Annotated in this window: 12 protein-coding genes; 8 read left to right on the top strand and 4 right to left on the bottom strand. The window is 60.9% G+C overall.

Annotated elements, in window-relative coordinates; genetic code table 11:
- Positions 1 to 11 precede the first annotated feature (11 nt).
- The 7 genes from urtE to ureC all read left to right on the top strand — a co-directional run bounded on the left by urtE (position 12) and on the right by ureC (position 5,150).
- Positions 12 to 710, top strand: coding sequence for an urea ABC transporter ATP-binding subunit UrtE (urtE, locus tag JMV15_RS13750; RefSeq protein ID WP_034134779.1), 699 nt, complete (start codon positions 12 to 14; stop codon positions 708 to 710).
- A gap of 30 nt (positions 711 to 740) precedes the next feature.
- Positions 741 to 1,580 carry an urease accessory protein UreD gene (locus JMV15_RS13745; RefSeq protein ID WP_014716708.1) on the top strand — a complete coding sequence of 280 codons (840 nt, stop codon included), beginning with the start codon at positions 741 to 743 and terminating at the stop codon, positions 1,578 to 1,580.
- Between the two features lie 92 nt (positions 1,581 to 1,672).
- Positions 1,673 to 1,975: an urease subunit gamma gene (gene ureA / locus JMV15_RS13740; protein WP_003171437.1), complete on the top strand. Its 303-nt coding sequence runs from the start codon at positions 1,673 to 1,675 to the stop codon at positions 1,973 to 1,975.
- Between the two features lie 9 nt (positions 1,976 to 1,984).
- Positions 1,985 to 2,497, top strand: coding sequence for a GNAT family N-acetyltransferase (locus JMV15_RS13735; RefSeq protein WP_019818288.1), 513 nt, complete (start codon positions 1,985 to 1,987; stop codon positions 2,495 to 2,497).
- 5 nt (positions 2,498 to 2,502) lie between these two features.
- On the top strand, positions 2,503 to 3,036 hold the full coding sequence (locus JMV15_RS13730; protein WP_020301611.1) for a GNAT family N-acetyltransferase: 534 nt from the start codon (positions 2,503 to 2,505) through the stop codon (positions 3,034 to 3,036).
- Positions 3,033 to 3,338, top strand: a complete 306-nt coding sequence (locus JMV15_RS13725) for an urease subunit beta (protein WP_003188134.1) — start codon at positions 3,033 to 3,035, stop codon at positions 3,336 to 3,338. The genes JMV15_RS13730 and JMV15_RS13725 overlap by 4 nt, the downstream gene beginning before the upstream one ends.
- 111 nt (positions 3,339 to 3,449) lie before the next feature.
- Positions 3,450 to 5,150 (top strand): urease subunit alpha, encoded by a 1,701-nt coding sequence (gene ureC, locus JMV15_RS13720; protein WP_020301612.1) that lies wholly within the window; start codon positions 3,450 to 3,452, stop codon positions 5,148 to 5,150.
- Here ureC and JMV15_RS13715 read toward each other — a convergent pair.
- The 3 genes from JMV15_RS13715 to JMV15_RS13705 all read right to left on the bottom strand — a co-directional run bounded on the left by JMV15_RS13715 (position 5,147) and on the right by JMV15_RS13705 (position 18,506).
- On the bottom strand, positions 5,147 to 10,318 hold the full coding sequence (locus JMV15_RS13715; protein ID WP_201491595.1) for a dermonecrotic toxin domain-containing protein: 5,172 nt from the start codon (positions 10,316 to 10,318) through the stop codon (positions 5,147 to 5,149). The two genes, ureC and JMV15_RS13715, sit on opposite strands and share 4 nt — an antisense overlap.
- Positions 10,319 to 10,401: 83 nt before the next feature.
- Entirely contained in the window at positions 10,402 to 11,340 is a 939-nt protein-coding gene (locus JMV15_RS13710) for a DnaJ C-terminal domain-containing protein (RefSeq protein ID WP_014716703.1), read from the bottom strand.
- Positions 11,341 to 11,570: 230 nt separating this feature from the next.
- The gene (locus JMV15_RS13705) at positions 11,571 to 18,506 is read right to left on the bottom strand and encodes a dermonecrotic toxin domain-containing protein (protein ID WP_201491593.1); all 6,936 of its coding nucleotides are present in this window, start codon (positions 18,504 to 18,506) and stop codon (positions 11,571 to 11,573) included.
- Positions 18,507 to 18,674: 168 nt separating this feature from the next.
- On the opposite strand from JMV15_RS13705, the gene JMV15_RS13700 reads away from it, so the two are divergent.
- Positions 18,675 to 19,943, top strand: coding sequence for an Hsp70 family protein (locus JMV15_RS13700; RefSeq protein WP_038448682.1), 1,269 nt, complete (start codon positions 18,675 to 18,677; stop codon positions 19,941 to 19,943).
- Positions 19,944 to 20,127: 184 nt separating this feature from the next.
- Here the strand turns inward: JMV15_RS13700 and JMV15_RS13695 are convergent, their stop codons facing one another.
- Complete coding sequence (locus JMV15_RS13695; protein ID WP_003188124.1) at positions 20,128 to 21,141, bottom strand: AI-2E family transporter; 1,014 nt, start codon at positions 21,139 to 21,141, stop codon at positions 20,128 to 20,130.
- Positions 21,142 to 21,280 lie beyond the last annotated feature (139 nt).

Below are 21,280 nucleotides of genomic sequence, written 5' to 3'. Positions count from 1 at the left end.
AGGTTTTGAGAATGCTGCAAGTCGACAAGCTGCACCAGTATTACGGCGGTAGCCATATTCTGCGCGGGCTGTCCTTCGACGTGAAGGTCGGCGAAGTCACCTGCCTGCTCGGGCGTAACGGCGTGGGCAAGACCACCCTGCTCAAGTGCCTGATGGGTCTGCTGCCAGCCAAGGAAGGCGCGGTGAACTGGGAAGGCAAGGCCATCACCGGCTTCAAGCCGCACCAGCGCGTACATGCCGGCATCGCCTACGTGCCCCAGGGCCGCGAGATTTTTGCGCGGCTGACCGTGGAGGAAAACCTGCTGATGGGGCTGTCGCGCTTCCCCGGCGCCGAAGCCAAAGAGGTGCCAGCCTTCATCTACGAACTGTTCCCGGTATTGCTGCAAATGAAGCACCGCCGCGGCGGCGATTTATCCGGGGGCCAACAACAACAGTTGGCGATTGGCCGCGCCCTGGCGAGCCGCCCGCGCCTGTTGATTCTCGATGAGCCCACCGAAGGCATCCAGCCGTCGGTCATCAAGGAAATCGGCGCGGTGATCAAGAAGCTCGCGGAGCGCGGCGACATGGCGATCCTGTTGGTGGAGCAGTTCTATGACTTTGCCGCTGAACTGGCTGACCAGTACCTGGTGATGTCCCGTGGCGAAATCGTGCAGCAGGGCCGTGGTGAAAATATGGAAAGCGAGGGTGTGCGTGGGCTGGTAACCATCTAATCTGTAGCCTCCTAACGATAAGCACACGCCATGAACCTGCCCATTACCCCTGCCCTGTTCACGCCCAGCTGGCACGCCGAGCTGGAACTCGGCTACGCGCGTGTCAAAGACACCACACGCCCGGTATTGCGCCGCCACCTTGGCCCGCTGCGCGTGCAAAAACACTTGTACGCCGAAGGCCCTGAGGTGTGCCAGCACATCATCGTGCACCCTCCCGGCGGGATTGCCGGTGGCGATCGCCTGGACATCAGCGCCCATGTGGGCACGGGTGCCTGGGCACAACTGACCAGCCCCGGCGCCGCCAAGTGGTACCGCGCCAGCGGCCCGGCGTATCAGCAACTTGAACTGACTGTGGAAGCCGGCGCGACCCTGGAATGGCTGCCTCAGGAAACCATCGTGTTCAGCGCGGCCCAGGCCGAACTCACCACGCGAATCGAGCTGTTGGGCGATGCACGGTTGTTCTATTGGGATGTGGTCGCCCTGGGGCGCCCGGCCAGTGGCGAACGGTTCGACCTGGGCCATTTCCAATCGCACTTGGACATTCGCCGCGACGGCCAGTTGCTCTGGCATGAGCGCCAGCGCATTGTGGGCGCCGATGGGTTGCTGGATTCGCCTATCGGGCTGGATGGGCAGCCGGTGTTTGCCACATTGTTGGTGACCGGTGAGATCGAACCTGAATTATTGGAACAATGCCGCTCACTGCCCCACGCGGTGCGCGGTGACCTGACCCAACTGCCCGGCTTGCTGGTGGCGCGGTGCCTGGCCAGTGAAGCGCTGCTGGCGCGGGGGTGGTTGATTGATTTATGGCGGCTTTTGCGACCGGCCGTACTCGGCAGGGAAGCGATATCACCAAGAATCTGGAGCACATGAAGATCAAACTGTGGAGCCAGCTCCCACATAAATCAGCTTCACATGGGATCTTCTATGTATTTAAGAATGAATTTTATGAAGGACCCTGAACCATGGACCTGACCCCACGGGAAAAAGACAAACTGCTGATCTTCACCGCAGGCCTGGTCGCCGAACGGCGCCTGGCACGCGGAGTGAAGCTCAACTACCCGGAGACCATCGCCTATATCTCCGCCGCCCTGATGGAGGGCGCCCGCGATGGCCGCACGGTGGCCGACCTGATGCACTACGGCACCACCCTGCTCAGCCGCGAACAGGTTATGGAAGGCATCCCGGAAATGATCCCGGATATCCAGGTGGAAGCCACGTTCCCCGACGGCACCAAGCTGGTCACCGTCCACCAGCCCATTGCCTGAGGCGCAGCCATGATTCGTGATGCAACCGAACACGACCTGCCGGCAATCCGCGCCATTTACAACGACGCGGTGTTGAACACCACAGCGATCTGGAACGAGCAACCGGTGGACCTGGCCAACCGCCAGGCCTGGTTCAGTGCGCGCCAGGCGCAGCAATACCCGATCCTGGTGGCGGTGGACAACGACGAAGTCACCGGCTACGCCTCATTCGGCGACTGGCGCCCCTTCGAAGGCTTCCGCTACAGCGTCGAACACTCGGTATACGTGCGCAATGACCAGCGTGGCAAAGGCCTCGGCCCACACCTGATGCAGGCCCTGATCGAGCGCGCCCGCAGCTGCGGCAAGCACGTCATGGTCGCCGCCATCGAAAGCGGCAACCTGGCCTCGATCCGCCTGCATGAGCGCCTGGGCTTCGTGACTACCGGGCAAATGCCGCAAGTGGGCATCAAGTTCGGCCGCTGGCTGGACCTGACCTTTATGCAACTGACCTTGAACCCGGGCGCACAACCGCCCAAGGAGTGACATCGATGAGCGCTGCACAACTGCGTCGAGTCAATGCGGAAAGTTTTGCCCACTACCGCCGGGGCTTGATCGAGCTGTTGCTGGACGCGGTGCAGCACGGCGCGTCGGTGGGCTTCATGGCCGACTTCGATGAGGCCCAGGCCCGGGACTACCTGAGCGGCGTGCAAGCCGGTGTCGAGGACACCAGCCTGCTGCTGTGGGTGGTGGTGCGCGACGAGCAGGTGATCGCCAGCGTGCAATTGGCGTTGTGCCAGAAAGCCAACGGTCTGAACCGCGCCGAGGTGCAAAAGTTGCTGGTGCACAGCAGCGCCCGTCGCCATGGCCTGGGCCAGCAATTGATGAATACCCTGGAACTCGCCGCGCGCCAGCACAAGCGTGGCCTGCTGTACCTGGACACCGAGGCCGGCTCCGGCGCCGAAGCCTTTTACCAGTCGCTGCGCTACACCAAAATCGGTGAGCTGCCCGACTATTGCCAAAGCCCGGACGGGCGCTACAGCCCGACCGCCATCTACTTCAAGACCCTGGGGCAACCTGCATGATTCCTGGTGAATATCAGATCCAGCCTGGCGAGATCGAACTGAATGTCGGCCGCCGCACCCTCACCCTCGGCGTGGCCAACAGCGGCGACCGGCCGATCCAGGTGGGCTCGCATTACCACTTTTTCGAGACCAATGACGCGCTGGAATTCGACCGAGCGGCCAGCCGTGGCATGCGCCTGAATATTCCGGCGGGCACGGCGGTGCGGTTTGAGCCGGGGCAGCGTCGGGAGGTGGAGTTGGTGGATTTGGGTGGTGGGCGGCGGGTATTTGGGTTTGCAGGGCGAGTCATGGGCGACCTTTAGGGCCTCATCGCAGGCAAGCCAGCTCCCACAGTTGAAATGCAACCCCCTGTGGGAGCTGGCTTGCCTGCGATAGCGATTTCACATTCAACACCTATTCTTCAGGGCACACACATGAAAATCACCCGCCAAGCCTACGCCGACATGTACGGCCCCACCGTCGGTGACAAGGTGCGCCTGGCCGACACCGAACTCTTCGTCGAAGTGGAACAGGACTTCACCGTCTACGGCGAAGAGGTCAAATTCGGCGGCGGCAAGGTGATCCGTGACGGCCAGGGCCAGAGCCAGTTGCTCGCCCATGAAGTGGTCGACACGCTGATCACCAACGCGCTGATCATCGACCACTGGGGCATCGTCAAGGCTGACGTGGGCCTCAAGAACGGCCGCATCCACGCTATCGGCAAGGCTGGCAACCCGGACATCCAGCCCGGTGTGACCATGGCCATCGGCGCCAGCACCGAAGTGATCGCCGGGGAAGGCATGATCCTCACGGCGGGCGGCATCGACTCCCATGTGCACTTCATCTGCCCGCAGCAGATCGAAGAGGCCCTGACCAGCGGCGTCACCACCATGATCGGCGGCGGCACGGGGCCGGCCACCGGCACCAACGCCACCACCTGCACCTCCGGCCCGTGGCACCTTGCGCGGATGCTGCAGGCCAGCGATTCGTTCCCGATGAACATTGGCTTTACCGGCAAGGGCAACGCCAGTTTGCCCGAGCCGCTGATCGAGCAGGTCAAGGCCGGTGCGATCGGCTTGAAGCTGCACGAAGACTGGGGCACCACGCCGGCGAGCATCGACAACTGCCTGAGCGTCGCCGATGCCTACGACGTGCAGGTGGCGATCCACAGTGACACCCTCAATGAGTCGGGCTTTGTCGAAACCACCCTCGCCGCGCTCAAGGGCCGCACCATCCACACGTACCACACCGAAGGTGCCGGTGGCGGCCATGCACCGGACATCATCAAGGCCTGCGGTTTCCCCAATGTGCTGCCCAGCTCCACCAACCCGACGCGGCCGTTCACGCGTAATACCATCGACGAACACCTGGACATGTTGATGGTGTGTCACCACCTGGACCCGAGCATTGCCGAAGACGTGGCCTTCGCCGAAAGCCGCATCCGCCGCGAAACCATCGCCGCCGAAGACATCCTGCACGACCTCGGCGCGTTCTCGATGATCAGCTCCGACAGCCAGGCCATGGGCCGCGTCGGCGAGGTGATCACACGCACCTGGCAGACCGCCGACAAGATGAAAAAACAGCGTGGCCCGCTGCCCGGCGACGGCCCCGGCAACGACAATTTCCGCGCCAAGCGCTACATCGCCAAATACACCATCAACCCGGCGATCACCCACGGCATCAGCCATATCGTCGGCTCCATCGAAGTCGGCAAATGGGCCGACCTGGTGCTGTGGCGCCCGGCTTTTTTCGGCATCAAGCCCACGCTGATCCTCAAGGGCGGCGCCATTGCTTCGAGCCTGATGGGCGACGCCAACGCCTCGATCCCGACGCCGCAGCCGGTGCATTACCGCCCCATGTTCGCCAGCTTCGGCAGCTCCCTGCACGCCACCAGCCTGACGTTTATCAGCCAGGCCGCGCAGGCGGCCGGACTGCCCGAGGCCCTGGGCCTGAAGAAGCAGATCGCGGTGGTCAAGGGTTGCCGCGATGTGCAGAAAACCGACCTGATCCACAACGATTACCTGCCGGATATCGAGGTTGACCCGCAAACCTATCAGGTCAAGGCTGACGGTCAGTTGCTGTGGTGCGAACCGGCCGAGGTGTTACCGATGGCCCAGCGGTACTTCCTGTTCTAGAGGATGGCGCTGATCGCTTGATCGGTCAGTGTCTGGTTCAAGGTGATCAGCTCGGCATTGATGCGGCCAAAGGTGTCATCGTAGTCTTGCTGGGGCATCAGTTGCCCCGGTTCACTTTCCGAAGCCGATCGGCCCAGGCGCCGGGCTGTCTGGCTGATGGTTTGACGCAGGGCCTGCCTCGCTCTCTCGGGGAGGTGGGCAGCGGCGGCCCATTGTGCCTGCGCGGCCTCATAGTCGATCAGGGCGTCGAATTTTTCGGCAATCAGCGCGTAATCAGTTTGATGCGCACGCTGCAGGAAGTCAGTCCACATCGGCTGCTCCAGCAGATTGTCACGCAACTGCGCGCCCTGATCCTGCAGCTGTACGCGCTGGAATGCCGCCTCCACCATCGGCGCCGTGACATAGTCCTCGCGAAACATCATGCTTCTGGATTGCCAGGGCAAGTCCAGCCGGGTGGCCAGCGGCACCGTATACGCCAGATAGATTTCGACTTCGTCGATATCGGCGATCACATTACCGGCGCCATCGTAATGCTCAATGCGCAGGCCCTGGGCATCATACTCGGGAAACCTGGCGCCCTGCTCCTGCAACTCGGCGACGCGAGCATGGGCAATACGCCCCAGCTCATCAAGGCGCCATTTCCTCCTGGCCAGGTTGAACACGGCCCTGCGCACGGCGTCGACATCCTCGCTGAAGTAGGCTGACCAATGCAGCACGGCAACGCCCATCGAATTGAACAACTGCGCCCCGGCGTCCACGCAGGCCGCTGGGTCCCGGGCCATCAGGAACAAGTGTTCGCGTAATTCGGCGTCTTCGCCCATCGCCTCAAGCATGCGCCAGACTTTGGCGGTCAATTCCGGCAACCATACGCCGCCCCTGCCTGTCGAGTCCCCGGAGTGCCTGACGGCACGAAGAAGATTGAAAAAGCCCTCAGAGCCAAACGAGCCTTCAAGCATGTCCCATAACACTTGCCTGGAGGGCCATTCCTGCGCCGAATAACCGGTTTTCCACTGCTCGCTGTCGAGCGCGCCCCTTTTCGGCAATTGGCGATCCGGATCCCGGCCAGCGGCCTCGATGTACCGCTTGAATTGAGCAAGCAGCTCAGGCGTCAGCTCTTCACGGGTGAGGAAGGTTTTCGCCACAATCAGTGCCTTATCCGAGCCCGGCGCGAACTCGGGAATCCGCGCTATCGGGTTCTGCCGCATATCCAGAATGAAATTTTCCGGCCTGGGCACACGGAACACACTGGCAGGCCACTCCTCCAGGCTTGTGTCATTGAGCAGCAAGGTCTGTAAGCGCGGCATGCGCCCAACATCGGGTGGCAAGCCGAGTGGGTTCATGTCCAAAAACAACTCCTTGAGACGCACCCGATCTTTCAAGCGCAGGACGTCTTCAGGCGTCAGGACAATATCGTTGCCGCCCAAATGCAACCGCTGCAAATGCGGCATCTGTTCGATGGCTGACGGCACGCTTGTCAGTTGAGCAGCCTCGATCCCTAATCGACGCAGACCGCGAAAGTTGGCGAGCAGTGGCTGCACATCCGCATCCGTCAGCTGCGAGCCTTCGGTTCCCACAATGCCCAAGTAGCTGACATGGTCGAAGTTTGCAGTCAGTGCGGGCAAGGTTCTGAGCTGCTGTGCCAGGTCGTCTTCCAACCATTCGATTTTCTGCCCCAAAAGGCGCCCATTTCGATCGTAGTGCCGTGGGCCGACCTTTCTCCAGGCGTCATCCAGCGCCGTATAAATCTTGCGCCTGGCCCTCAGCACCTGGCGTTGCTGGTCACCGAACGCCTCCATGCCCTGGGGCGGTGTGCTCAACCAGTTGTGCAAGGTGGCCTGCAGGGTCTTGTACTCTTGCTCCAACGCACGCAGCCAGCTCAGGTCCAGCGCGCCGCGCTCGTTGATCAGGGCGAGCATTTCGTCCCGGGTGATTTGCGGGTACAGGCTGCGGATCCGCTCGCGCGTGATTTTTTCCCACTCAGTGCCACCCCGCCCGCTCAATGGATAGCCGCGACGCTCACCCGGCAACACGCTGGGCGGTCGAAAAAAAGGCAGTTTTTCCGGCGACATGCCCAAGGCTTTGCGCAACGGTACTCGGCCTATTGCATGCTGCTTGATCAACCCCTTCAATTGCTCACCCTGGCCGACGTGGGGCACGCCAATCGCGTTGCGATGGGCATCGGTCAACGCATGCTGCAAAGCACCATAGAAACCATTGAGCCCATGCAGGTGCTGGCCGCGCTCATCGAAGGCTTGGTAACGCCCATCCTCCATGCGTGCCAACACCTTGCGACTACTCGCCTCCAGGGGGCCGAAGCTGGCGCGCAATGGGCCTTCAAACCGGCCTTCGCGAACTTCCAGGCGCAAATTGTCCGACCAGCCGGGCAGTGCCGGCAGTGTGTGCAGGGCCAGGGTTTCGGTGTCTGGGCCGGCCAACGCGTCGAGGTACAAGCCTTCATACGCGAGGGTCAGGCGCATTTGCTGCTGCGCCCGGCGCGCCTTTTCAGCGAGGCGCAGGGGAATGCGCTTGGCGCGGTTCATCGTGTCGCGCTCGCTCGGCGTCGCGTCCACCAGCACTTCGCGCGCCAAAATCGTCGGCACGCCACTGAAGTCGCGCTGGATCAGCATAATCGCGGTGTCGGAGGGTGGCTGCTGCTCGACGTAGATACTCTTCATCAACCGCTCGCGCACCTCGATGGCCCTTTGTTCGAGTTTCAATCTCAGGGCCTCGGTTCTCGCCTCGGGTGTGCGGGCGGTGTAACTGCCCACCAGAGCATCGCGCTGAGGTTCGCTGAGCGCTTCGATAATGCGTATGGGCAACTGGCCGCTCATCAAATCGGCGCGGTGGACCTGCACGGTGTCCGCCCCCGCGGCCTGCTGATTACCGTATTTGATCGACGGTCCGCTCAACTCGGTGCCGGCAAATGCCTCGATCGCCTTGCTCGCTGGCCATCCCGGCAACTCCACCGCCAGGGATGCGGCATAGCTGCACAGTGCGCTGCTGAGCGAGCCCTGGCGAATGCCCTCGGCGACGTTCACCGCATCGCGATACGCCCTGAACTGGCGCAGGGTGTCGAGCAGGATCGCCGGTACCGCCTCGCCTTCCACATGCACGCGGCGCAGCACGTCCTCACTCACAGCCGCCACGCTGCGCGCCTGCTCCAACTCGGCATCGCTGAAGCCCTCCGTCACCGGGCCCAATCGCCGCATCAACGTGGCGCCTTCCCAGGTGTGCGGGCGTTCCACTTCATGGTTCCAGAGGCCAGCGCTGTTGCTCTTCAATATCGGTTGATAGGCCTCGGCACGTGTGGGATGGAGGATGCGGAATTGCTCGGTCAGCGGGTCTTGTTGCACGGCATAGCGTTTGCCCTCCAACGGCAGCACGGTCTGGCCGTTGTGCCGGTGCAGGCCTTGCTCATCCGCTGCCACTGAAGGGAGGGACGCGGTGTGCTCATAGGCCGACAAGTCGGGTTTCCAGAGCCGAGTCTTGCCACTGGGCAGGGTAACGGCCTTGAGCTGCTCGATAAACGGCGACACGGTGAAGTGCACCACGGCTGCCTGTACCGCCAGCGCCGCCAGGTTTTCCACCACGTCGGTGATGTGCGCCCAGCCCGCTTCGCGGTCGCCTTCGCTCAGCTCGATAACACCGTCGATGACTTCGTAAAGTAGTTGCCCGGCCATCGCCACAGCCATCACCACACCCAGCGGCGGCACCGCCATGGCCACCAGGTTCAGGCCGAACAGGCCGATACTCAGGTAATGCGCAGCGCGCAGTGAACGCGAGGCCTCATCGACATCGGAGGTGCTCACCGCACGATGCCGGGCGTTCTCGAACAGCCGCGTACGCAGGCTGCCCAGGCGATAGGTCCACAGGTCTGCAACTTGCCATAGGTCCGTCAGGGTGTGGGCGCGAATGTTGAATTCAGGGGCAGCGGCATGTACGCGCACGTAGGGCTGGGGTTCGCCCAGTGTCGAAGGCGTGGCAAAGGACGGAGAAGTCAGCAAGCGCCCCCACTCCGATCGCAAGGCCTGTGCACCAAACGGCTGGGGAGGTGCGTCCAGCACCAGTTCGGTCAGTCGTTTGTAGTAGTAGGCGCGGTCTTTGTCGGCAACGAACCGGGCAAAAAAATGCTGGTTCGGCGTAGCCTTCCAGCCTTGGGAGCGGTCAGCTTGCTGGGTGGTTTTCGCGCTCAGGCGCTCGGTCAAATCATTGCGAAAGTCATTGAAGCTTTCATAACGCTTGATGGGATGGTCGGGGTCATCGGGAATATAGACGATGACCCAGCAGGTGTAGCCAGGCTTGGCGCAAGTGTCGATGACCAGGCAATCGTGCACATGCAGGTTCATCAGGCTCAGGCTGCGATACCCGATGGGCTTGCCGTCGCTGAGGATGTGTTTTTCCCCGGCCGCCACGCGCATCAGCAGCGCGTGGTCGCTGTCGCCAATGTCGCCTTTGAGCAATGCCAGGTACGCCGCCGCCTTGAAGGCGGCTTTCTGATGCCGGACATAACGTTCGCGCAGTTCGGCTTGGGATTTGGCGTCGTCAGGTTTCAATTGCGCCCGCAGGTGAGCCTGGTACTGCTTGCCCAGGTCCAGGTCTCGGCACAGCTGGGTGAACGCATGAATCTTCAGGGTCGTGGTGTGGCGCTCGAAATGATCGCGCACGTCCGGTTGGGTAATGAAACCTGAGGCGCTGTTGAAATAGCCCTCTCGAGTCTCCCGTTGCTCAAAGTTGCCGAGGGCAGCGTGCAGCAGGGAGAACGTTTTGACCCTGAAGCCACCGGTCTTCACGCCAAAGGCATCTTCGACCGGTACATACAGGCGCAACCAGGTTTGATTGACGTCCAGCTCGTGGCCGATAGCCTTTAGCTCGGCTTCCAGCAAGGGTTGGGCAAACGCTTGCTCCGAGCGTATGGGACTGAAGGTTTTCTCCAGTTCGTTGAGCGACTCGCAACGGGCGTCCAGCAACACTTTGAGCTGATCTTTGCGTGCCTGGGAAGCGGCGTCATACCAGCGGGGAATAGCCGGCGGCGTGCCCTTGAGGGCCTTGCGACGGGAGGGCGAACTGTTGACCAGGCAAGTGGGGATCGCCTGCTTGATCAGTTCGTAATGCTGGCCCTGCTCACCAGGAGGCGGGGTGGCGGGGTCGATGACCTGAAAGTCCGGCATGGGATGACAACCTTTTCTTGGAAGAGGTTGTCATCCTAGGCACGCCGTTTTTGCGGCTGGCGCTAACTAAATCAATGATCTGTTCAGAACTGCTCGCGCGGATTGAACGCAGCCTTTTGCGCCAGGGCCTCCCACAACGCCTTGACCTCATCATCCGCCGCCTTGGGCATGACAGCCTTGAGCTGGATGAACAGATAACCGCGCTGCCCGGCCTTGTTCAGCAAGCCATGGCCCTTGGCGCGCATGCGCTGGCCGTTCTGGCTGCCGGCGGGCACCTTGAGATTAATCTTGCCGGTCAGCGTGGGCACCGCGACTTCCGTACCCAGCGCCAACTCCCACGGCGCCAGCGGCAGGTTGATGATCAGGTTTTCACCATCCACCTCGAACTTGGCGTGTGGTGCAAACTTGATGATCAGGTACAAGTCGCCATTGGCCCCACCACCAATGCCAGGCGCACCCTGGGCCTTGAGGCGAATGCGCTCGCCATCGGCCACACCGGCCGGGATCTTCACGTTCAGGCTCTTGACGGTATTGCTGACGTGCCGGCCGGAGGCATCGTACTGGGGCACCTGGAAGCTGATCTGCTTGGACTCGGTCGACAGGGTTTCTTCCAGCGACACCGTCAACTGCATCTCCACATCCTGGCCCTTGCGCCCGGCGGGACGGCGCTGGCCGCCACCGAAAGCGTCACCGCGCGAGCCGAAGATCGAACTGAAGAAATCCGAGAAGTCGCCCGCGTCCTGGCCACCGCCAAAGCCGCCACGGCTCTGCCAGCCCGGAGGGCCCTGGAACGGCTGGCCATGCTGGCCGTATTTACGCAGCTCGTCGTACTCGGCGCGCTTGTCAGCACTTTTCAGTGCCTCATAGGCTTCGGACGCGTCCTTGAACTTGGCTTCGGCATCCTTTTCCTTGCTCACGTCCGGGTGATATTTACGCGCCAGCTTGCGATAAGCCGACTTAATCTCCTTGTCGTCAGCCGTTGGCTCGACACCGAGAATCTTGTAGTAGTCTTTGAAATCCATGGGGGCATCACCATCCGTTATCGATATCGCGCAGCCCGCCACACGGCACGCCATGGCTGGCAGCCTGGAGTATTGATGTCAGGGCGCGTCATAAGTTAAAGGCGATACACGGCATCAATGCAATGGCTGTGTACCGCCTGGATATGCCCACAAGATTGGGGCAAAACATGGACTTTCAAGATAGGACGCGTCTATTTACGACGACAGACGCGTTACCCGCAACGCAAGAATCAGGCAAATCGGCCTCTTATCATGTCTTCGGTGTACTGGTAGTCCAAACGCAACTCGGTGCCAGCGGCGATATCTTCGGTAGCGAAAATGGCATTGAGTAAAAATGGCTTGCGCTTGATCTGCGCGTCAGGCCCCACGCCCAGCCACATGTCGGCCTCGACGTCGAAAGCCACGGTCTCAACGTTGTAGCCTCCCAACGCCTGGCGCAGGGGTGTGCCGTTGGCGTCGTACTCAAAGTGGGTGTTGATTCGCGACAGGATGTTGTCACCCGACAAGTGAATCGGTTCTTCCACCAGCGTGTTCCCGTGGGCAACCCTCTGGCTGCCCACCTTCATGGTATAGGTCTGTTCGCCAGGCCCGAAGATACCGAACGGCAGCACGGTACCGCCGTACACACCGACGATTTCGCCTTTGGCGATTCGGCGGTTGGCCACCACCATCGACTGGCCGATCAACGCTTTCTCGCCCGGCACTTTCACGTCTTGTTCGGTGAACGTGCGCAGTTGCAGTTGCGCTTCATAGCCCGCGCCGACCTGTTCATATCCCTCGAACTGGATGTAAGGCTTGATCTGCGCCGAGGTGTAGTGGGCGCCCGAGTCCTGGGTCACCTGCTTCTCCAGCGACCTGATTCGAATAGGCCGTCCCTGATAATCCCTCAGCGGATACTTGCCGTTGTTGGCACGGACGTAGCTGCCGGCCGGATTGGGATTGGCCGTGAAATGGATTTCACGGCGCATATAGCTGAGTTCGCCCGCCGTGTATGGCCGCACCGGCATGGACTCCGAGGCCTCCACAAATTCATCGTCCGAACCTTGCGGTACCATCCCGCCCCTCAGGCCCCGGCGCTTCCAGACCCCGGTGATATCAGGCTTGGCAATCACACCGCTGCTGGTCAACAGCAACGGATTGTCCACCGCCTGTACCCACAGCACGTAGTACTCACCGTCGCCCGCGTCGGGCATGCTCGCGACAAAATATTGCTTGCCATTGAATTCAATGGCTTGCGCCTGGGAAAGTTGCAGGTTCACGGAGGTGCTTTCCACCAGCGCCTCAAGCGTTGTCGTGGGTACCAACGCCTGCGCCACTTCATCGCGGGTCAAGGTTTCAATCAACTGCGCTTCTTCAATCGCAAACTGTGCCTGCAACTCCTCGGCCTTGGCATCGTAGGCTGCGCGCGATAACGTCCCAGCCTCGAAATCACGCCGCAAAGTATCCATTTTTTGGTGATGGGGCTCGTTCTGTACTTCAAACCGTGCGCGGTATTTGTTCGCCACATAATCTTTCCAGAAGTCCCTTGAAAGCACGGCCTGAAACTCCTGTGCGGAGTTATCCAGGCTGATGACTCGCTGATAGGCATCATTAAGCATCTCCAAGGAGACATTACCCAGACGGGCGAACCGTGGCTGTTGCGGCTGGCCCGGCAACTCAAGGCGATCCTTCAGGCCATGACGATACGCCAGCCGAATCTCCACCTCTTCCAAGCGGCTGAACTCCACCTCGCGCTGAGCGGGGGTCAAGTCGTCGCGCTTGCGGATCGCAGTTCTACGCTGATCGATATCTTGCAGTGCGATCTTCTCCAGCTCCTCCAGGCGCAACAGCCCCCTGGACAGTTTCAGCAGCGCCGCTCCCTGGGACGCGTCCAGTGCGAGGGTCCTGGCGTTGTGGGTCATCAGCAGGATCTCAAGGTTGCTGAAGGTCAGGGCCGCGCGATCACAACAGGCCGCCCGGCCCGCCCATTCAAACACTTCCTTGCGCAACTGCTCGGACTCGGCGCTGTTTTGCGTGATGCCATCGATCACGTCCCACACGCGCCGCTGCAAGTCTGCATGGCCTGCTGGTGCGACTTCCAGGTCACGCAGCACTTCGAAGAAACCTTGCGCACCGGGCAGGGCCTGCAGGGCGGCCCATTGAAGTCTGCGCTGCGCAACCTGTTGCGTGGAGAACCCGGTGGACCAGCGCCGGAACGGAGCATCAGTGGCAGCCAACACCACAGGACGATCAGCCACCCGCATGACGCTGGCGACCAGCCTGTTAGTGGCTCGTTCTCCCGCACTTAGCCGGTTGCCGTAAGCGACTATGCGTTGTCGCGTCTCGACCGACAGCGGGTTCAAATCCAGATCGGTCACACGGGTGACGCGCAGGGTCTGTGCCAGTTGCTCTTCCGGCGGGGCTATCAGCGAATCGGGCAATGTGGAAATATTGTTAGCTCTGAGGTACACCGCATCCAGGCTTGGTTGGCCACCCAAGCCCGTCGGCCAGCTATCAATGCCGGTTGCCCCCATGCCCAATGAACGCAGATCCGACATTTGACTGAAATCCGGCGTGATACCCAGTGGGTTTGAATTGAGCAGCAACGCCCTGAGCGTGGTGCGTGACGACAGCATCGCTGCAGAATCGGGGGTCAGGCGTATCCGGTTGTTTTGCAGGGACAGCCGGGTCAAGCCCTGCATCTGCCCCAGCGCCGGTGGCAATTCGCGCAACCGGTTACTCGACAGGTCCAGCCAGCGCACGCCTCGAAAGCCAGAGAGAAAACCTTCAGGCGACGTATTGAGGTTCATGTTGCTCAATTTGAGTGAACCGACATGGCTGAAATCCGCATCCAGATCAGGCAGGCTCGGCAGGTTCAGGCCACTGAGGTCCAGCTCCAGACCGAAGGGGTCACCCGCGTGGGTGAGTTGCTGCGGGGTTTCCCTGCGCCAGCAACTCAAGATACGTTGCTGGGCCGTTGCGCGATCACTCAGTGCCGCCACCTCGGTGGAACGTTGCCCAACCCGCACATAGCGCTGGCGCTCACCGCCGCCGGAGAACCGCCAGCCCTCCAACTGACGCAGCAGCGTGTCAAATGCCTGCTCACGCGACGCCAGCTCTGCCTCGGCGGCCTCGCCCAACGCCCAAATCATCCCCCTGGAAAACTGCACGCTGTTGTTCGGGTATAGTTTCTGCATAACCCGAAGCCTTGGATTCGCGCTGTCGAAGGCGTCCTCAAGGGCGCCTCGCAGGAGCCGCGGATGGTTCTGCGTCAGGTTCTTCCAATACTGGTCGAACTTCTGCCAATAGTCGGCCGCAAAGGGGTTGCCATGCACGATGGTGACGTTATTCGTGCGCACGACCGCTTCGAGCTGATCCGCCGGCGGCGTCAAGTGTTGCGCAGGGACCTCCTGCAGTCGGTTATTCGACAGGTCGACACGCTTCAATCCGGTCAGGCTGGTTAATCCAGAAGGCCACCGGTCAATCTGCGTACCGCGCAAGTTCAACTCCGTGAGGTTTGGCATACCACTGAAGTCGGGCAATGTACCTAACGGGTTATGCATCAGGTCCAGGTTTTCAAGCGCGCTGAGCCGGCTTAACAAGTGCGCACTGTGCGGTGTCAATCGAAGCCCGCTGAAGGTGATGCTCAACGAAGTCAGATTTTTCATTTCCCCGATCACAGGCGCAAATTCGGCAACGTCGCCATTGAAGATCTTCAAACCCTCCAGATGCCTGAAGTTGTCGAGAAACTTGCCCGCGTTGCTCGACCAACTGATGTCGGACAGCGCAAGGTGTTGCACATGACTGAAATCTGCACTCACTGGCGGCAAATCAAACCGTTCCCCCCTGCCGTAATGCAGCTTCAGTGACGCCCCGGTTTCCCGCCGCCAGCAACGCACGACTTGATTGACCAGCTCTGTCTGAACGCTGTAGGCATTCATGGCTTGCGGCCCTTGGGCGCGCCACCACACCTTCAAGGTTTTTTTCAGTGCCCGAAACTCTTCCTCCCGCCGCGCTAGTCCCCCAGTCACGTCATCACCCAAGGATTGGATAAACGCGGTGATTTGCTCCTCGTTGAAGCTGGGAAACAACTGCCGTACACGCCCTCTGTCCGTGCGCAACGCGTTGCCAATTTTCCTGAACAGACGAAACCCCGGCCCGCCACCCAACAGACGAACCATCGGGTCATACTCCGGTTTGCGCAGTGGGTTGGCCTCCAGCACCGTAAGCAGCTCCGTGCGTGGTAAAGGGCTGCGCTGAATCGCCTGCTTGAGCTCAGCGGCGCTGCCCAGGCCCAGGCGCTGACGCTCGTCGAGCGCCAGTTGCTCCCAGATGGCACTGTAGAAATCGCCGGGCATGGAAGCCTGGAATTCGCCGCTCTCCAGCAGCACCAAGGTTCGCTTGTGCGGGAAATCGGGTGAGCCGATGGCATCGAGCACCGTGCCCTCAGGGGAATACTGGCGTAACTCCAGCCGCGAACCTCGGTGCCATCCTGGCAACGTTTCCAGGGTGCGCACGGCCAAGCGATGGCTGTCGAGTCCGGTCTGAGTGTCCAGGTGCAGGCCCTCGTAGGCACGCGCCACACGGGTTTGCTGGGCACACCATTTCGCTTGCTCGGCCAATCGCTCAGGCAAGCGACCGCTGCTGCGCAAGGCCTCCAGTTCGTTTGCCGCAGCCCCTTGCAACAGCCGCTCGGCCGCCAGGGTCGGCAAGGACGGGAATGCGTCCAGCACACGTTGTACATCCGCATCGGGCGCGGGGTTCAGCGCTCGGTAGCGTTCTTCCAGCAACGGCCCCTTGAGACTCTGCACGGCATCGCCGAGGTACTGGCGCAGTTGGCCGCAGCGAACGTCCAGGGATTGATCGGGGCTACCCGGGAACTCCTTGAGCTGCGGGTCGACACCCTGCAAGGTGTACAGCAACTCCCTGAGCAAGCGGCCCTGAGCCACGGTGCTTTCGGTCAGCACTATCACACGCTTGCGCACTGAAGTTGGCGCATCGGCGGTTTCCCACAGCACATCGCCGGTGGGGCCAATGACTTTAAGCGGTACGTTATCGGGCAGCAAACCGCGGCGCTGGAGCATGTCAAATTGCAGCACAGGATCGGCTTTCTGGTACACCAGCGGGTCGCTGCTTTTGATTTGCTCGACAAAGGTGCTGAGTTGCCGGTGCAGTTCGAGGCGCTTGAGGGTGTCGTCCAGCAAGAGCGGCAGCGGCTCATGATCGACCATGGTCTGGCGCAACGCATCGGTCTCGACGCCGCTGATACGTAGCGGTTCGGACTGTCCGACGAGGCCCAGGCGCTTGCGCAGCGTGGGCTCGTCCCACGTCAGCGGTTGCTCCAGTTCATGGCTCCAGACCCCGTTATGGTTGTGCTCCAGTTCCGGCGCATAGGCATTGGGACGGCTCGGATGCTGGATGCGGTATTGACCTGTGTGTGGGTCTTGCTTGACCTGATAATGGGAGTCGTCGAACGGCACCAACTGTTGGCCTTCGTGCTCGTACAGGCCCAACGCATCGGGCTTGGCCTCGGGCAAAGGTTTGAGGGGCGATGCATAGGGCGCAAGATCAGGGTTCCACAGCACCTGCTTGCCTGTTGGCAGCGTCACCGGTTTGAGATGATCCACCGCACTCTGCCATTTGACGGCAGGCAACACCTTGGAACCGGCGGCGATGAAGGCAACGTTCAGCGCCACGGAAGCGAAATGCGCCCACATCTGGCGCGGCTCGCCCTGTTCGTAGGCCTCAATGCCCTCGAACACTTCGTAGCACATTTGCGAAGCACCCACCGCGAGCATGATCGGCCCCAGCCCCGGCACTACAAAAGCGGCCAGGTTGAACACGCTGACAGCCGCGTCGAAAAAGCTCTCCAAACGTTCGAGCCGAGCCTTGCGGTCTTCATCTTCAGTGGGCACGGCCACGGCACGTGCATCACTCAAAATCTTGCTGATATGTGCTTGGCGACTGCGCTGCCACAGGTCACCGGCAACGACCCAGTCTTGCATCGGCAACCGCGCTAACGGTGTGCGCAGCGGATAGTCTGCCCCGCCATTTCCGTTGTTGGCAGGCTGGTACAACCAATTGAACCGGGCGAAAAAACCTCCTTGGTCGCGCACCGGCACAAAGCGGCTGAAAAAGCGTCGATACGATGCGCTGTGCAGGCGTGTGCGCAAGTCAGCCATGAACTCGCTACTTGACGCATATTCCTTGACGGGCTGCTGGGGGTCACCGGGGATGTACACCACCAGCGGCTCGGAGCGGCTCGTATTTTGACGATCGGGCCCGATCAAAAGCGGCCCTACCAACACGCTATCGAATACTTTAAGTGCGGCATAAGTCACCGGTTTCCCACCAAGCCTGGGGATATCAGAACCGGTCACCACCTGCTTGAGCATTCGATAGGCATCGGCACTCAGCGCTCCGTTCAACTGCAGCCTGGCAATCTCGATGCACACTGCAAGCTGCTGGCGCTGGTGCTCCTCGAGTAGCTGCTGCAGTGCCTGGCGCTCGCCGGCGTCTGCAGGTTCAACCACCGCCTTGATATGCGCCTGGTACAGCGCGCCCAGGTCCAGAGTGCGGCAGAGCTTGGCGAACGCGTGGGGGGCGATTGCTACAGCTTGGGCATTGACCGCCGCGAAGCTCGCAATGATGTTGGGGTTTTGCGGGTTGAAGGTGGTGATCAGTTGGCAATCGGTGCACGCGCTGGGCTGTTCTTCATCGGCCTCGAAATTGGCCAAGGCGGCTTCCAGCAATGAAATGCCGCGGTATGTGTAGGTCAGCGATGAGTCATTTTGTTGTTCGAAAACAAAGGCACCGTAGAAGTCATCGCGAGCGCCTTTGGAGCCATACTTGCGCACGAAGAACACATTGCGTACATCCAGCTCCAGATTGAACTCGTTTTTGATCGCATCTTTCAGCGGTTGCTCGGCGAATGTCAGGACGTCTTCAATCTGGCCCAGGTGCGCCTCAATCGAATTAAGCGTTTCACGAAAGCGCGAATGCTGCGCCGCCAGGGTGGTTTTGTCCGTGTGGGTGGCGGCCAGGTACCAGGCAGGAATATCCATCTCGTGCTTGCCCAGTTCTTCCTGGCGTTGCGGCGTACCTTCCTTGAACCAGTTCGGCACACGTTGTTTGAGAAAGTCGTAATGCACGCCGCGCAAGTCGGCATTGAAGGTTGCATCAGGCATAGCAGTTCGTCCGTGAGGGCAGTAAAACCGCAGCCTAACCAAGCACCCGCCGGTTCAAGACGTAGCTATGTAGCGCGATTACGCACTGATTTACGGATCACCGGTCTACGCATCCGCTCGCGAGTGACATACACTGCGCGGCCGTTTTTTGACCGGAACCTGTTAGACATGAAAAACGAATCTCCAGCCCGTGCCTGCGGCATTGACTTCGGCACGTCCAACTCCACCGTCGGCTGGATCCGCCCCGGCGAGGAGACGCTGATCGCGCTGGAGGACGGAAAAATCACCCTGCCGTCAGTGGTCTTCTTCAACTTCGAGGAGCGCCGCCCGGTGTACGGTCGCCTGGCGCTGCACGAATACCTGGAGAACTACGAAGGCCGCCTGATGCGCTCGCTCAAGAGCCTGCTGGGTTCCAAGCTGATCAAGCACGACACCAGCGTGCTCGGCACTGCCATGCCCTTCACCGACCTGCTGGCACTGTTTATCGGCCAGCTCAAGAGCCGCGCCGAAGCCAACGCCGGTCGTGAATTCGAAGAAGTGGTACTGGGCCGCCCGGTATTCTTCGTCGATGACGACCCGATGGCCGACCAGGAAGCGGAAAACACCCTGGTGGATGTGGCGCGCAAGATCGGCTTCAAGGACATCTCGTTCCAGTACGAACCGATTGCAGCGGCGTTCGACTACGAGTCCACCATCGAGAAAGAAGAGCTGGTATTGATCGTCGATATCGGCGGTGGTACCTCCGACTTCTCCCTGGTGCGCCTGTCGCCGGATCGTCGTCACAACGACAACCGCCAGAGCGACATCCTCGCCACCGGCGGCGTGCACATCGGCGGCACCGACTTCGACAAACAACTCTCGCTGGCTGGCATGATGCCGCTGTTCGGCTACGGCAGCCGCATGAAGAGCGGCGCCTACATGCCCACCAGCCATCACATGAACCTGGCGACCTGGCACACCATCAACTCGGTGTACTCGCAAAAATCCCAGCTGGCCCTGGGCAGCATGCGCTACGACATCGAAGACACCGGCGGCATCGACCGCCTGTTCAAGCTGATCGAACAGCGTGCTGGGCACTGGCTTGCCATGGAAGTGGAAGAAACCAAGATCCAGCTCACCCATCAAGACCGCCGCCACGTGCCGCTGGACCGCATCGAAGCGGGCCTGAGCGTAGACCTGAGCCGCGCGCTGTTCGAATCGTCCATCGACAACCTGCTCGAACGCGTGCGCGGCAGTGTCACGCAGTTGCTCAATGACGCCTCGGTGAGCGTGGCCCAGGTGGATACGGTGTTCTTTACCGGTGGTTCCAGCGGCATTCCGGCACTGCGCCACAGCATCTCGGCAATGCTGCCGAATGCGCGGCATGTGGAAGGTAATATCTTCGGCAGCATTGGCAGTGGTTTGGCGATTGAGGCGAGCAAGCGTTACGGCAGCTGAGTTTTAGCTGAAACCGTGGCGCGCCCTTCGCGAGCAAGCCCACATAGTTGGATCGTTGGGGTTTCAGGTAGATAGGCTTCGGCTGGCAGGCCGTCATCGCAGGCAAGCCAGCTCCCACAGGTGATCGCATTTCAATGTGGGAGCGGGCTTGCTCGCGATGGCGTCAGCCCAGGCGGCACAAGGCTTAAACCATCCCACCCAGCTTCAGCTCGCTTTTCAGATAGGCATAGTAAATCGGCCCCGCCACCACCCCCGGCAGGCCGAACGCTGCCTCAAACACCAGCATCGCCAACAGCAATTCCCATGACTTGGCACTGATCTGCCCGCCGACGATTCGCGCGTTGAGGAAGTACTCGACCTTGTGGATCACGATCAAATACCCCAGCGCCGCCACCGCCACCCAGATCGACAGCGACAGCGCCACGATGGTGATCAGGGTGTTGGAGATCAGGTTGCCGATCACGGGCAGCAGACCGAGCAGGAAGGTCAGCACGATCAGGGTCTTGGTCAACGGCAGGTGAATGCCACACAACGGCAGCACCACTGCCAGGAACACTGCGGTGAAGGCGGTGTTGAGCGCGGCGATCTTGATCTGGGCGAAGACGATGTTGCGAAACGCCTGGACCAACAGGTGCAGGCGGTCGAACAGCGCGGCGGCCAAGGGTTTGCGCTTGGTCAAGTCGGGCACGCGCTGCAAGGCGATGATCGCACCCAGCACCATGCCGATCAGCAAGGTGACGAACATGTGGGCGGCGTCTTTGCCAACCAGTTGCAGTTCGCTCAGGTGCTTGCTTAGCCAATCACCGATGGCCACGCGAAACTCCGCCGCACTGGCGGGCAAATAGGCGTCGATGGACGGCGGCAATTGCCCGCGCGCGCGGTCGACCACGCCCATGAATTTGTCCAGGGAAGCCCCGGGGTTTTCCGCTTCGTGGAGCAGGAAGCTGATGGCGCCGGCGAAGATCAAGGCCAACACGCTGACGATCAAGGTGCCCAGCAAGGCCACCGCCAGCCAGCGCGCGCGCCGGCCTTCGATCAGGCGTTGCAGTTGAGGGGTGAGCATGTTGACCAGTTCATAGACCAACAGGCCGGCCAGCAGGCTGGGTAGCAATTTCAGCGGCAGTACCAGCAGCAACCCGCCGAAAATGATGATGTAGCTGGACAGCAACAACACATGACGCTGAGAAAACGTTGGCATACAGCCTCAAAACAAACGGCGTTGAAGGATGGGCAGTCTGCCAGCCTTGGAAGAATCAAGCGAGAGCGGGTGTTGTGAATACGATCAAGTGTGGGGGCTGGCTTGCCTGCGATGCGGGCACCTCGGTGTATCCGTCATA

This window comes from Pseudomonas paracarnis (assembly GCF_904063055.1).
GTDB lineage: Bacteria > Pseudomonadota > Gammaproteobacteria > Pseudomonadales > Pseudomonadaceae > Aquipseudomonas > Aquipseudomonas paracarnis.
The sequence above is the reverse complement of the archived record's forward strand: the minus strand, read 5'-3'. Positions and strand labels throughout refer to the sequence as shown.

Excerpts from the sequence above, each read along its gene's own strand:
- JMV15_RS13695 (WP_003188124.1), bottom strand. The coding sequence starts at position 21,141 with ATGCCAACGTTTTCTCAGCGTCATGTGTTGTTGCTGTCCAGCTACATC.
- ureC (WP_020301612.1), top strand. The coding sequence starts at position 3,450 with ATGAAAATCACCCGCCAAGCCTACGCCGACATGTACGGCCCCACCGTC.
- JMV15_RS13715 (WP_201491595.1), bottom strand. The coding sequence starts at position 10,318 with ATGCCGGACTTTCAGGTCATCGACCCCGCCACCCCGCCTCCTGGTGAG.
- JMV15_RS13730 (WP_020301611.1), top strand. The coding sequence starts at position 2,503 with ATGAGCGCTGCACAACTGCGTCGAGTCAATGCGGAAAGTTTTGCCCAC.
- JMV15_RS13710 (WP_014716703.1), bottom strand. The coding sequence starts at position 11,340 with ATGGATTTCAAAGACTACTACAAGATTCTCGGTGTCGAGCCAACGGCT.
- JMV15_RS13700 (WP_038448682.1), top strand. The coding sequence starts at position 18,675 with ATGAAAAACGAATCTCCAGCCCGTGCCTGCGGCATTGACTTCGGCACG.
- JMV15_RS13745 (WP_014716708.1), top strand. The coding sequence starts at position 741 with ATGAACCTGCCCATTACCCCTGCCCTGTTCACGCCCAGCTGGCACGCC.
- JMV15_RS13735 (WP_019818288.1), top strand. The coding sequence starts at position 1,985 with ATGATTCGTGATGCAACCGAACACGACCTGCCGGCAATCCGCGCCATT.
- ureA (WP_003171437.1), top strand. The coding sequence starts at position 1,673 with ATGGACCTGACCCCACGGGAAAAAGACAAACTGCTGATCTTCACCGCA.
- urtE (WP_034134779.1), top strand. The coding sequence starts at position 12 with ATGCTGCAAGTCGACAAGCTGCACCAGTATTACGGCGGTAGCCATATT.
- JMV15_RS13705 (WP_201491593.1), bottom strand. The coding sequence starts at position 18,506 with ATGCCTGATGCAACCTTCAATGCCGACTTGCGCGGCGTGCATTACGAC.
- JMV15_RS13725 (WP_003188134.1), top strand. The coding sequence starts at position 3,033 with ATGATTCCTGGTGAATATCAGATCCAGCCTGGCGAGATCGAACTGAAT.